Origin of the sequence: Sciscionella marina DSM 45152 (assembly GCF_000379465.1) — a bacterium.
GTDB lineage: Bacteria > Actinomycetota > Actinomycetes > Mycobacteriales > Pseudonocardiaceae > Sciscionella > Sciscionella marina.
Genome location: NZ_KB905436.1, coordinates 99,580 through 112,464, shown reverse-complemented (window position 1 = coordinate 112,464; position 12,885 = coordinate 99,580). Strand labels below are relative to the sequence as shown.

General features: G+C 69.0%; 12 protein-coding genes. 5 read left to right on the top strand and 7 right to left on the bottom strand.

Translation table 11 applies throughout. The features are described from left to right. Positions 1–1,401, bottom strand: coding sequence for a MocR-like transcription factor YczR (gene yczR / locus A37U_RS0136530; RefSeq protein WP_040589813.1), 1,401 nt, complete (start codon positions 1,399–1,401; stop codon positions 1–3). 61 nt (positions 1,402–1,462) lie between these two features. On the opposite strand from yczR, the gene yczE reads away from it, so the two are divergent. Then, positions 1,463–2,104, top strand: a complete 642-nt coding sequence (gene yczE / locus A37U_RS0136525) for a membrane protein YczE (protein WP_020501614.1) — start codon at positions 1,463–1,465, stop codon at positions 2,102–2,104. Between the two features lie 45 nt (positions 2,105–2,149). Beyond that, entirely contained in the window at positions 2,150–2,887 is a 738-nt protein-coding gene (locus A37U_RS0136520; RefSeq protein WP_020501613.1) for an enoyl-CoA hydratase/isomerase family protein, read from the top strand. Between the two features lie 37 nt (positions 2,888–2,924). Here the strand turns inward: A37U_RS0136520 and A37U_RS0136515 are convergent, their stop codons facing one another. The 4 genes from A37U_RS0136515 to A37U_RS0136500 are packed head-to-tail and all read right to left on the bottom strand — an operon-like array spanning position 2,925 to position 6,892. Continuing rightward, positions 2,925–4,097: an acyl-CoA dehydrogenase family protein gene (locus tag A37U_RS0136515; RefSeq protein ID WP_020501612.1), complete on the bottom strand. Its 1,173-nt coding sequence runs from the start codon at positions 4,095–4,097 to the stop codon at positions 2,925–2,927. Further along, positions 4,094–5,470: an LLM class flavin-dependent oxidoreductase gene (locus A37U_RS0136510; RefSeq protein WP_020501611.1), complete on the bottom strand. Its 1,377-nt coding sequence runs from the start codon at positions 5,468–5,470 to the stop codon at positions 4,094–4,096. Before A37U_RS0136510 ends, A37U_RS0136515 begins: the two co-directional genes overlap by 4 nt. A 56-nt stretch (positions 5,471–5,526) precedes the next feature. Next, positions 5,527–6,030, bottom strand: coding sequence for a hypothetical protein (locus A37U_RS52315; RefSeq protein WP_157183263.1), 504 nt, complete (start codon positions 6,028–6,030; stop codon positions 5,527–5,529). A gap of 16 nt (positions 6,031–6,046) precedes the next feature. Next, positions 6,047–6,892: a class I SAM-dependent methyltransferase gene (locus A37U_RS0136500; RefSeq protein WP_020501608.1), complete on the bottom strand. Its 846-nt coding sequence runs from the start codon at positions 6,890–6,892 to the stop codon at positions 6,047–6,049. A gap of 127 nt (positions 6,893–7,019) precedes the next feature. Here A37U_RS0136500 and A37U_RS0136495 point away from each other — a divergent pair, with 127 nt between their 5' ends. After that, on the top strand, positions 7,020–8,264 hold the full coding sequence (locus A37U_RS0136495; protein ID WP_020501607.1) for an MFS transporter: 1,245 nt from the start codon (positions 7,020–7,022) through the stop codon (positions 8,262–8,264). Positions 8,265–8,436: 172 nt separating this feature from the next. After that, positions 8,437–9,825, top strand: a complete 1,389-nt coding sequence (locus A37U_RS0136490) for an APC family permease (RefSeq protein WP_020501606.1) — start codon at positions 8,437–8,439, stop codon at positions 9,823–9,825. Here A37U_RS0136490 and A37U_RS0136485 read toward each other — a convergent pair. Together A37U_RS0136485 and A37U_RS0136480 are read right to left on the bottom strand one after the other, a co-directional pair. Continuing rightward, on the bottom strand, positions 9,797–10,639 hold the full coding sequence (locus tag A37U_RS0136485; protein WP_020501605.1) for an alpha/beta fold hydrolase: 843 nt from the start codon (positions 10,637–10,639) through the stop codon (positions 9,797–9,799). The genes A37U_RS0136490 and A37U_RS0136485 overlap by 29 nt on opposite strands. Positions 10,640–10,682: 43 nt before the next feature. After that, positions 10,683–11,297: a TetR/AcrR family transcriptional regulator gene (locus tag A37U_RS0136480; protein ID WP_240437795.1), complete on the bottom strand. Its 615-nt coding sequence runs from the start codon at positions 11,295–11,297 to the stop codon at positions 10,683–10,685. Between the two features lie 60 nt (positions 11,298–11,357). On the opposite strand from A37U_RS0136480, the gene A37U_RS0136475 reads away from it, so the two are divergent. Then, a complete protein-coding gene (locus A37U_RS0136475) occupies positions 11,358–12,692 on the top strand; it encodes a carboxypeptidase regulatory-like domain-containing protein (RefSeq protein WP_020501603.1) in 1,335 nt (444 codons plus the stop codon). Positions 12,693–12,885: the final 193 nt, after the last annotated feature.

Below are 12,885 nucleotides of genomic sequence, written 5' to 3'. Positions count from 1 at the left end.
TCAGAACGGCGCGGGCTCGTCCGCCTTCACGCGGCGCCCGGTCCGCACCGCGGCGAGCGCGGCCACGATCCCGTCCACGCCCGCGCGCATGGTGGCGGGATCGAGCGTGTAGGGCAGCCGGAGGTGGCGTTCGAACGCGCCGCCGACACCGAACCGGGGCCCCGCGGCGAGGTGCACGCCGAATTCCGGTGCCACGGCGGCCAGTGCGGAGCTGACCGGTTCGGGGAGCCTTGCCCAGACGGAGAGCCCGCCGCTCGGTTCGCGCACGCGCCAGTCGGGCAACCGCTCGGCGAGCAGGGCGAGCAGATGATCGCGGTGGCCGCGCAGATCGGCGATCCGGCCCGGCAGGATCGTGTGGATGTCCTCGAGCAGTTCGGCGCAGGCGAGCTGTTCGACCAGCGGGGTGCCGAGATCGGTCGCGGTGCGCGCCTGGCCGAGCCGGGCGATCAGACCCGGATCGGCACGCACCCAGCCGATGCGCAGCCCGCCCCAGAAGGTCTTGTCCGCGGAACCGAGGCTGATCACCTCGCGGTGGTAGGCGGCAAGCGGGGGCGGTGCCTCGGAGTCGATGGCGAGCTCGGCCATGGTCTCGTCCACGATCACCGGGCAGCCGGGACGCAGCCGCGCACGCTCCGGTCCGGGCAGGCACAACCCGGTCGGGTTGTGGAAGTCCGGGATCAGATAGGCCATGGCCGCGGAGCGGGTCGCCGCGCCGAGCTGGTCGAGATCCCAGCCGTGTTCGGCGAGCGGCACCGGGAGGATGCGGCATTTGGTGCTGCGGAAGGCATGCAGCGCGTGCGGATAGGTGGGATGGTCGAGCACCACGGTGTCCCGCGGGCGCAGCAGGGTGCGGGCGATGAGCGCGAGCCCGTGCTGCGCGCCGTTGGTGACCAGGATCTGTTCGGCGCTGCTCGGCAGCCCGCGCTCGGTGTAGCGGCGGGCGACCGCGGCGCGCAGTTCGGGCAGTCCGGTCAGGGTGTACCCATGCCGTGGCAGGTGTCGGGGGAGCTGATCCAGTGCCCTGGTGTAGGCCCGGTGCAGCGCTTCACCGGGTGCGGGCGGGGCGGCGTGCGCGAAATCGATCAGTTCGCGCCCGGCCTCCGCGGTCTCCGGGGTGACTCTGGACGCGCTTGGTGACGGAACCCGAGTGCGGCTGCGCGCGCGGTCCTCGGAGCTGAGATAGCCCTGCTCGCGCAGCGCGGCATAGGCGGTGGCCACCGTGGTCCGGCTGATTCCGAGCGCCCCGGCCAGATCCCGTTCCCCTGGCATGGCTGTGTCCAGCGGCAACCGCCCGTCGAGGATGAGCAGCCGGATCAGCTTGGTGAGCCGCCGGTGCGCTGCGCGGGGCCCGGAGGACCAGTCCCCGAGCAGGCGCGCGAGGGTGTGGCTGCTGGTTCGCACCGGGCCAGGTTCTCCCATCTGGACCTTTTAATCAACTCCAGATGTCTCCGAGGATGGGAGCATGACCAGTACCGTGGCGCGCCGGATGACGGCCGTCGAACAGCTGCGCGCCGAAAAGAAGTGCCTGCGTGTCCCGCAACTGCTGCTCGGCCTGTTCGGCTATGGAACCTCGCTCACCTTCCTGGTGCACTCCGAGCTCGGTGCCGCGAGCTGGACCGCGCTCTCCGAAGGGCTCAGCCAGAAGACCGGGCTGAGCTTCGGCCTGGTGACGAACCTGATCGCGGTCGTGGTGCTGGTGTTCTGGATCCCGCTGCGCGAACTGCCCGGCCTCGGCACCTTCCTGAACGTGCTGCTCGTCGGGACGGCCGCGGATGTGTCGGCGCTGGTCATTCCCGCCGTGCACACGTTCACGATGCAGCTCGGCTACTACATCATCGGGCTGCTGATGCTGACCTTCGCCGATGCGGTCTATCTCGGCGCGCGGTTCGGTTCCGGTCCGCGGGACGGGCTGATGACCGGTGCCGTGCGGGTCACCGGGAAACCGGTCTGGATGGTGCGCACCGCGATCGAGGTGCTCGTGCTCACCGCGGGCTGGCTGCTCGGGGGCACGGTCGGCCTCGGGACGCTGGTGATCGCTCTGGTGATGGGCCCGATGGTGCAGTACTTCCTGCGGTTCACCACGGTCCGGCTTACCGGTGACTAGAAGCTCACCCTGGTGCCCGGGCCCCGGATCGGCGAGGATCGCGGAATGATCGAGACCACGGACCACGACGGCGTCGCCGTACTCACCCTGAACCACGGACCGGTGAACGCGCTGGACCTGGAACTGCTCACGGCCATCCCGGACGCGCTCGACGCGGTCGCCGGGGCCCGCGCGGTCGTGCTGACCGGGAACGGTCGGTCCTTCTCGGCCGGGGTGGACTTGAAACGGATCGTCGAGGGCGGTCCCGGCTACGTGCGGGAGTTCCTTCCCGCGCTCAGCCGCGCGGGCCGGCGGCTGTTCGAACACCCGAGCCCTGTGGTGGCCGCGGTGAACGGGCACGCGCTCGCCGGTGGCTGCGTGCTGGCGGCCGCCTGCGATGTGCGGCTGATGTCCGGCGGCACCATCGGGCTCACCGAACTCGCCGCGGGGGTGCCGTTCCCCACGGTGCCCCTGGAGATCATGCGGCACGCGGTCGGCCCCGCGGTGCACGCGATGGTGCTCGAGGCCGCCCGGCTCGGTCCCGGACAGGCCGTGTCGATCGGGCTGGTGCACGAGATCCTGGAACCGGAGCAATTGCAGTCCGAGGCAGTGCGCCGCGCGGGCGCACTCGGCGGCACCCGGCCCGAGGTGTTCGCCTTCGCCAAGCGGCAGCTGCAGCGGCCCGCGCGGGAACGCATCGATGCCGACCGGTCCGGCGACGATCCCGCGGTGCTCGAATTCTGGGAGTCCGGGGACACCACCCGGATCCTGCGGGAGTACCTGGACTCGCTGCGCAAGGCTTGACGATACCGGGCGAGAACCACGAGCGATCCCGCCGCGCTCAGAAGTAGCCGTTGGTGGGCAGCGGGGTTCCGTTCAGCACCGAATCCCCGATCGCGGCGGCCTTGTAAGCGGTCGGGTTGTGTGTGGTGAGGGTGCGGATATTGCGCCAGTGCCGGTCCAGTGCGCGGCTGCGGGTGGCCGCGGAGGCGCCGCCGACGTCGAACAGCGCGCTCGCGGCAGCCACGGCGGCCCGGTCGATGTGCACCTTGACCTTGCCGGCGGCCAGGGATGCGGCGGCGAAGGCGGCCGGATCGGGATTGCCGTGTTGTTCACCCAGATACGCGGTATCGATTTCCCCGGCCGCGGCGAGGACCGCCGCCTCTGCGATGTAGGCCGTGCTGGCGAGTTCTCCGATGGTCTCGTGCAGGATCGGGTCCCGCGCGGGCAATTCCGCGGGCGCGTGCTCGAAGGAGCGGGTGCGGCCGAGCACCAGGGTTCTCGCATCGGTGACCACATTGCGCAGAATTCCGGTCATCACCGCTTGCAGATACAGTTGCAGCAGTGCGGCATCGGTGTTCGCGGGCTGCTCCCGGTTTTCCCGGACGCTGACGATTTCTTCGGGATATACGGCGACGTTGTCGAAAACGGTGGTCCCGGTCCCGGTGCGGTTCTGCCCGATCCCGTCCCAGTCGTCGAGCAGGCTCACGCCTTCCCGGTCGGTGGGCACGAAAACCGTGGCACTGCCTTCGGTTCCGTACTGCGCGGTGACCGCGATCAGGTCGGCGAACAGGGTTCCGGTGCTGTAGAACTTCTTTCCGTCGAGCACCGTGCCGTTCGCGGTCTCGGTGAGCCGGGTGGCGAACCGGTAGGAACCGGCCTGGGTGCCGCCCTGTTCGCTGGTCGCGTTGCCGAACAGTTTCCCGGCCCGGATCTCCTCGATCCACCGCTGTCGCACCGCGCCCGCGGGCAACCGCAGTACCTGATGCACGTGGGCGAAATGTGCGCGCAGGATGTGCGCGACGTTCGGATCGGCCTCGGCGAGCCGGATCGCGAGCGCGAGCAGTTCCTTGGTCGAGGCGCCCGGCCCACCGTCGGCGACCGGCAGGATGAGCGCGCCGATCCGCGCGGTCCGCACCCGGTCGATCTGTTCGTGCGGGTTCTTGTCCTCGCTAGCGTTCTCGGCGAGCCAGCCGAGCAGTTCCTCGAGCCCGGGTACCGCGATGGTGGTCATGCTGCTCCTGTCGTCACGGTGGCGAACGCGCCCCGGTATGCGGCGGCCGGATGGCGCTGGTCGAGTAGATCGGAACCGGTGAGTTTGCGCCTCGTGGTTCCCGGCTCGTACTCGGCACGTGCGAGCCCGCGGTCGAGCAACACCGGCCGGAGGTGTTCGATGAATTCCCGGTAGGAGCCGGGAATCGTGGTGTTGATGACGTTGATCCCGTCGACCCCGGCCGCGCGCCAGTGCTCGAGTTCGCCCGCGATCTGTTCCGGGGTGCCGACGAGGCGGTTGTCCCTGCTGCGCAACCGGGCCAGATCGCGCACCGTCGGTTCCCGGTCGCCGACCGCCTCGCGCACCCAGCGCAGGTGGCTGCGTGAGCCCTCGGCTTCGACCTCGCCGAGCGGGGTGTCCAGATCGTAGTGCCCGAGGTCGATCCCGATCCCGCCCGCGGCGTGCGCGAGCATCGCGTCCGGATCCAGGTACTCCTCCAGTTCGGTGGCTTTGCGCCGGGCCTCGTGTTCGGTGTCCCCGATGACGAAGGAAAGCCCTTGGTAGAACCGCAGATCGCCGGGGCGCCGTCCGTATTCGGTCACCAGTTCCCGGGTCTCGGCGATCAGGTCCCGGGCCGCCGCCGGATTCGGTGCGCTGATGAACTGGGCCTCGGCATTGCGCGCGGCGAACCGGCGACCCGCGGGTGAGGATCCCGCCTGGAACAGCACCGGGGTGCGCTGCGGGGAAGGAGCGACCAGATGCGGGCCCTCCACCCGGTAGCGCGGTCCTTCGTGGTCGATCTTGTGCACGAGGTCGAAATCGGCGTGGATCCCGGACTCCTTGTCCTGCACCAGCGCACCCTCGTCCCAGGAACCCTCCCAGAGTTTATAGGTGACATCCACGTATTCCTGGGCCCAGGCATAGCGTTCGTCGTGCGCGGTGATGTCCGCATAGCCGAAATTGCGCCAGGCATTGGGGGAAAGACTGGTCACGATGTTCCACGCGATCCGGCCGCCGCTCGCATGGTCCAAAGTGGACATCTTGCGGGCGAAGTTGAACGGGTGCTCCTGCAGGATGGAACTGGTGAGCGCGATACCGATATCGGTGGTGGCGTGCGCGATCGCGGAGGCGATGACCGTGGGATCGTTGCTCGGAATCTGCAATCCGGACTCCACGAATTTCCGCCAGGAAGACCGGTAATCGTGATAGAGCCCGACCACATCCGCGAAGAAAATGTGGTCGAACCGCGCGGCCTCGAGTTCCTGGGCGAGGCCGATCCAGTGGTCGAGTTCGGTGAACCGGTGCTGGCGGGCCTCGGGAAGCCGCCAGGCGCCGTGCAGGATATGCGAGGTGGTGTTCATGACGAACGCGGCGAAGCGCAATGGTTCCGGCACGGATTCAGGGTGCGCCGGGAAAACCTACCCGGCAATACGTTCCCTTATCGTGGAATTCATTTTCCGGAATCGCGGAGTCCGAAAAGTGCGGAGCCCGATATGAATCCGGCGGCGCACCGGACGAGCAGGGCGAACACCGCGAAGGCCCGTCGAGCGCGCACACCCCGGTCCAGCCGAACCGCCGATACACCAGCACCACCCCGAGCACGAGCGCCAGCACACTGTGCCCGCCGAGACCCATCAGCAGCCAGGAGACGGCGATGATCAGGACGGCGGCCTCGCTCCGGGAACAGGGCGGCAGCCGTAGCACGGGTTCTGCGCGCACCGGCCTGCTCGCATGGTTCGGCGAGGTGCGCGGCGAAGGACACGATGATCTGCGCGACCACCGAGGCCGCCCCGGCGAGCACGGCCGCGGCCTCCAGTACGGCCAGCAGTCTGCGGCGTTCGGCGAGGTCACCGAGCGGGACCAGAGCGGCGAGGCCGACCGCGTGGCCGGGCCGGATCAAGGTGAGCACCATCCCGGCCGGGGACTTCTGGCGATCGGTTGCCGTGGTGGACACCGGTACTCCGGCAATCTCAGCCGCGAAGAGCCTCGGTGAACCAGGCGGCCGAACCGTAGTGGACGCCCTCCGCGCTCAGGTGCGCGGCCAGGTCGGCACGCAGCCGGTCGAGCGCGGCCGCCCTCGCCTGCTCGTCCAGGCCCTCGAGCAGTCCGGCGCGCTGTCCGACGACGAAGGTGAACGCGTCGTCCACATCCCTGCCGTAGTACATGGGCTCGCTGACCGGTGTGATCCGCACTTCGGTGAACCCGGCGGGCTCGAGCACCGCGCGGATCCGGTCCGGCTCGCTCAGCCCGAAGGGGCCGGGTGCGTTCGCCGGGGGCGGAGCCAGATCGCGGCCCATGTCGAGCGCGGACCACAGCGCATGCAGCCACTCGTTGCGCTCGAAGGGCTGCCAGCTCAGCAGCGTGAGCTTGGCACCAGGACGCAGGGAGCAGGCGATATTGCCGAACGCGGTGTGCGGCTCGCCGAAGAACATCGCCCCGTTGCGGCTCAGCGCCCGGTCGAAACGCTGCACCCCGAGCTCGTGAACCTGGGCGTCGTGCTGTTCGAAGGTGACGTTGCGCAGGCCCTCCCGCTCGGCGAGGGTGCGGGCCCGGTCGAGCATGCGAGCCGAGAGGTCGACCCCGAGCACCGTGCCGCCTGGTGCGCGCCGGGCGGCGTCCCTGCTGGTCTGCCCGCTGCCGCAGCCGATGTCCAGTACCGCGGAGCCCGGCGCGATGTCCGCGCGATCCAGGAGCTGACCGTGGTATCCGGCGACTCCGGCGTCGAGCCGGTCCGCATTCGCGACCCAGTAATCGCCGCCCTCGCCGTCCCAGGAGCGCAGCTGTCCGGTGTTCGTGGCATCGACCTTCAGAGGCACATCGGGCACTCTACGGCAGCGACTGATTGCTCTGTCTGGCCCAATTTTCCCGTGGGCGGCCACCGGCCGATCGTGACTGTCCTATGGTGTGCCCGATACTGCGCGTCAATCACCCGAAGGAGCAGGTGTGGGCCAACAGGGGCGAGGGGAGAGCTACCTCGGGGTGCTCGCCGTGCGCGACTTCCGGTATCTGTGGATAGCCGAGGTCCTCTCGGTCGGTGGGGACCAGCTGACCAGAGTCGCACTCTCCGTACTGGTCTTCGCCCGGACGGACTCGGCCGCGATCACCGGACTCACCTACGGGCTGACCTTCCTGCCGACCCTGTTCGGCAGCCTGTTCCTCGCCGGGTTCGCCGATCACTACCCGCGGCGCACCGTCATGTTCGTGTGCAATCTGGCGCGCGCGATTCTGGTCGGCCTGGTGGTCGTGCCGGGGATGCCGCTGTGGCTGCTGTGTGTGCTGGTGGCGGGCTCCTCGATGTTCCTCGGCCCGTTCAAGGCCGCCGAGCAGGCACTCATCCCGGATCTGCTCGCCGGGCGGCAGTACATCCTCGGCATGTCGCTGCGCACGGTGTCCAGCCAGATCGCGCAGCTGGCCGGGTTCGCCCTCGGCGGCACCACGGTCTTCTTCCTGACCCCGGTCGGCGGGCTGCTGTTCGACGCGGGCACCTTCGTGGTCGCCGCGTTCCTGGTGCTGGCAACCACCCCGCGCCCGGCCCGGCCGCGCGAGGGTGAGCGCGCGCTCAGCGGCCGCGGGCTGACCAGGGGGTTCACCGCGCTCGCGCACGACAGGCGGCTGCTCGTGCTCGCCGCGGTGCTCGCGCTGAACCTGTTCCATATCGTCCCGGAGGGGATGGCCGCGCCCTTCGTGGAACAGCTGCGCGAAGGCACCTGGGCAGTGGCGCTGATCCAGGCGGCCGCGCCGCTCGGGGCCGCGCTCGGCGCGTTCGTGTTCGGCAGGCTGGTGCCCGAGTCGAAGCATCCGCAGCTGCTCGGCCCGGCCGCGGTCGGGGCCTCGGTCGCCCTCATCCCGGTGTTCCTCCCGCTGGGCCTGTGGGTCTCGGTGGTGCTGTTCGCGATCGCCGGTGCGCTGTCCTCCATCTACACCATGTACGCGGTCGCGCTGATCGCGCAGCTGTCCCCGGAGCAGGATCGCGCGCGGGTCATCGGGGTGAACACGGCGATCCTGCAGACCGCGAACGGCCTCGGCCCCACGCTCGCCGGACTGGTGGCCGGGATCGTCGCGACGGGGACCTCGATCGCGATCGCCGGGGTGGTCAGCGCCGCGATCGCACTGGTGATCACCGTCGCCTGGGCGCGCGCCTACCGGTCCAGCCCGCTTCCCGAACCGGCGGCCAGCGACCACAACTGACCGTAGCGCTTCTACTTATATCGCACCACTCTGAGTATTTGCCACCTGATTTCGTGGCCGGGAAACATGTTCGCAACGAAAATAGTTGCCAGAACTATTGACGTGAGCTTTCCTCTTCGGCTTTATTGGTTCCCGTTATCGGGAAGCCTGCCGAGGAGGAATAGGCGGACGCATGGCGCAGCGGAGCACCCTGAAACGTTCACTGGGACTGTGGGCGATCGTCGCACTCGGGCTCGGATACATGACCCCGACGACGGTGTTCGACACCTTCGGCATCGTCTCCGGGGACACCTTCGGGGTGGTGCCGACCGCCTACCTGGTCGCCCTGGTCGTCATGCTGTTCACCGCGCTGAGCTACGGCAAGATGGTCCGGGTCTTCTCCAGCGCCGGATCGGCGTACACCTATACGCGGCGGACCATGCATCCGGCGCTCGGTTTCCTCGTCGGCTGGTCGGCGCTGCTGGACTATCTGCTGCTGCCGCTGGTCAACGCGGTACTGATCCGGATCTACCTGGTCTCCCTGTTCCCCTCGGTGCCCTCCTGGATCTGGGTGCTCGCCTATGTCGGCTGCGTGACCGGGGTGAACGTGTGGAGCATGCGGTCCACCTCCCGGCTGAACACCGTGCTCGTGGTTTTCGCCTCGGTGCTGATCGTGGTCTTCCTGGTGCTCACCGCGAAGGAACTGCTCGCCGGGATGGGCGAGGGCACCCTGGTGTCCGCCCAGCCGCTGTGGCACCAGGGGGTGACCACGCCCGCGGTACTCGCCGGGACCACCGTGGTCGCGTTCTCCTTCATCGGCTTCGACGCGGTGACCATGTACAGCGAGGAGGCCAAGGATCAGCGGGTCATGCCACGGGCGATCCTGCTGACCGTGCTGATCGGGGGCGTGATCTTCTTCCTCGGCGCCTGGTTCACCCAGCTGGCCTTCCCGAACGGCACTCACTTCGCGAACTCCGATGACACGCTGCCCGAGATCGGGTTCCTGGTCGGCGGCAAGGTGTTCCAGATCCTGTTCATCGCCTGCGCCTTCGCCGCGACCGTCGCATCCGGGCTCGCCTCGCACGCCAGCGTGTCCCGGCTGCTGCACGTGATGGGGCGCAACGGGGTGCTCGCCCCGAAGCGGCTGTTCGGTTACATCCACCCGAAGTTCCGCACCCCGCTGTTCCCCGTGCTGCTCACCGGGGCCGTCTCGCTGCTCGCGATCGGGCCGAGCCTGGAGCTGGTCTCCTCGATGATCAACTTCGGCGCGCTGATCGCGTTCACCTTCGTCAACCTGTCGGTGATCGCGCACTACGTGGTGCGCCAGCGCCGGTACAAGACGGCCCCGGATCTGTTCCGCTATCTGGTGCTGCCGCTGATCGGGGCCGCGCTCACCGGGATCCTCTGGTACTTCCTGCACGCCGATGCGCTCATCGCCGGGCTGGTCTGGTGCGGCATCGGCGTGATCTACCTTGCCGTGCTCACCAGGGGATTCCGCAGGCCGGTCGGCTCGCTCGGGATCGAGGAGGCCGAGGACGAGGATGCCGCCCCGGTCAGCTCAGGAACTCCAGCTCCGCACTGAGCTGGGCGGGCACGAAGTGACCGATGCCGGGCAGTAGCTGTACCTGCGCGTGCGGCACCGCGGCCTCGAGCCGCCGTTTGGTCGCCGCGGAGTCCACCATGGCGTCCTCGGTCCCGGCGATGACCCCGACCGGCATACTCAGCCTGCGCAGGGTGTCGTCCCCGAAAACCGGCGGCAGGACGCGGTACCGGTAGTTCTCGTTGACCAGCCGCACCCGCTCGAACACCGCCGCACGCGCTGCCGGATCCATCTCGCCCAGCGCCGGGCCGAGCATGCCGCGCATCGAGGCGCGTTTGCCCCGCTCGCCGAACAGGTTCAGCAGCAGTGCCTTGGCCAGGAGCGCCGTGCGCTGGTTCCCGATGCCGATCGGGCAGCACAGGGCGAGCCGGGTGACCCGGTCCGGGCGCCGGGTGGCGTAGTCGAGTGCCATCCATCCGCCGAGCGAGATGCCCATGAACCGGGCACCGCGCACGCCGAGCTCGTCGAGCACCGCGTCCAGCCAGACCGCGTACCGGTCCGAGTCCAGTGGTGGCCGGTTCGGCGCGCTGCCGCCCGGTTCACCGAGGATGTCCACGGTGTAACTGCGGAACCGGGCGGCGAACTCCGGGATCCGGTCCAGCCACTGCGTGGAGTCGCTTCCGGAACCGTGCAGCAGGATCAGCGGCGGCGCATCGGCGGGTCCGGAGGCGATCACGAAGGTCTCGCCCTCGGGGGTGGGCAGGCGCAGCTGTTCGTGCTCGACCGGCCAGTGGGCCAGTGCGCGGCGGTACTGCTCCTGGATCAGTCGCTCTCCGACTGCACTACGGTAGATCATGAAACTACCGTAACAATCCCTACCAAGCGAATTATAGGGAAGTTTACGGTAGTCCACGCTGCAGGAGTGTGATCGCTTCCTCGAACAGGGCGGTCGGGGCCGCGGCGTCGGTGCCGGGATGCCAGCTGCCGACCGCGGCCCGGTAGGCGCTGAGCACGGCTCCGCCGACGGTGCGCGTGTACAGGTCTCGTTGACCGCGCCCGATCCGCTCGGCGATCGCGTTGATCACGGCGAACTCCATGGCCTGGCTCGCGCTGGCGAACTTGGCGATCAGCTCGGGGTGTTCGCGCAGCAGCAGGGCCCGCTCGCGCCAGGTGGGGCTCTCCGCGAAGGCGGCGAGCTGTTCGGCGAACACCGTGTACAGCGCGGTGACCGGGTCCTCGTCGGCCGGTCGGGCCACGATCCGGGCGCGCAGCGTCTCCGGTGGGACGTCGAGCGCGGCGACCGTCTGCTCTTTGGTGGTGAAGTAGTTGAAGAAGGTGCGCGGGGAGACGCCCGCCTCGGCGCAGATGTCCTCGATGGTGACGTGCTCCGGCCCGCGCTCGCGGAACAGGCGGATCGCGGTGCGGCGCAGCGTTTCCCGGGTGGCCTCCTTCTTGCGCTCCCGGAGCCCGGCCTGCTTGGGCGCCGACTCGTTCGTCATCGCCTCGTTCGTCATGGGAATAATTTTACACCCCTGCAAAGTTGCATGAGTGCAAAAAGAGTTAGGGTGGTGGACATGGCGGACCAAACAGACGAGCAGACCGAGACCGAGACACCGAAGACATCTCTGGTGCGCACGCTCGCCGAGCATCTGTGGTTCCCGCTGTTCTTCATGACCGGGTTCCTGGTGTGCTACCTGCTGCCGTTCCACTCGCCGAGCCCGCACCAGGTCCCCGTCGCGGTCGCGGGTCCGGCCGCCGGTCAGGTCGGCCAGGCGCTCGAACACGCCATGCCGGGCGCTTTCGACATCGAGCAGGTCGCCGACGGCACTGCGGCGCGCGAACAAGTGCTGGACCGGGACGCGATCGCCGCCTTCGTGCCCGATTCCGCGCACCCGATGCTGTACGTGACCAAGGCCAACGGGTACATGCTCGAATCGGTGCTGACCAAGGCGTTCACCCCGTTCGCCGCCGGGCATCCGCTGGCCACCACCGACCTCGCGCCTACGGCGCCCGGGGACACCATGGGGACCGGGCTGTTCTACCTGATCCTGGTCTGGAACATCCCCGGCTACATCGTGGTGATGATGCTGCAGCGAGCGGTGAGCCTGAGCAGGCGGGCGAAGGTATTGGTGTTGCTCGGCTGGGGTGTGTTCGCCAGCATCGTCGCGTTCTACGTCGGGCTCGCCATGGATGTGGTGCCGAACGATCCCGCCGCGATCGGCATCGCCTTCCTGCTCGTCGAGGGGATCGCGCTCACCGCCTTCGGGCTGGTCCCGATCGCGAAACAGTTCTTCCCCGGAGTGGCGATGGGCCTGTTCATCCTGCTCAGCATGCCCTCCAGTGGCGGTGCCATCCCGATCCAGATGGTGCCCGGCTTCTTCCGCGCGCTGCATCCCTTCATGCCGATGGGGAACGCGATCGAGGCCATGCGCGGGCTGTTCTACTTCGACGGGGTCGGCATGACGAGGCCGATGCTCGTGCTCGGTGCCTGGGTGCTGCTCGGTGCCGCGCTGATCGGCGGGCATGCGCTGTGGCAGCGGCACAAGGCCAAGGCGGTCGAGCCGGACGGTGCGGCCGAACCACCGATCGAGGACCCGGTCATCGAGATGCCGGAGCCGACCGCGATCCCCGCGGGCGCGCGTGGCTTCGCCGGGCCCGAGCCGATGATGGTGGGCACGGTGCACGCACACGACGGGCATCCGGTTCCCGGGGCCGCGGTCACCGTGCTCAACCACCGCGGCCGTCAGCTGGTGCGCACCACGACCGATCACGACGGGCGCTATGCGGTGACCGGGCTGCCCGAGGACTTCGTGGACCTGGTCGCTTCCGCCCCGGGTAAGGCGCCCATGGTCCGGCGCACGGTGGTCAGCGAGGGAGCGCCGGGTCGGCAGGATTTCGTACTCGGCTAGGGCACGGGCACGCCGGACGACTCCGTAGCCTGCCGCGCTGCGAGGTCGGCGACGTGCCGCGGCGTGCCAGCGCGGCGTTGTCCTCCTCGCCCGCACCTCCCGTGCGGGCTCGTCGTCCGCCTTGCCGATCGCTCCCGCTCGCGATGGCGGTGGATCACCGGACGCACCTGGCGGTGGTAATCCGCCCGCGATC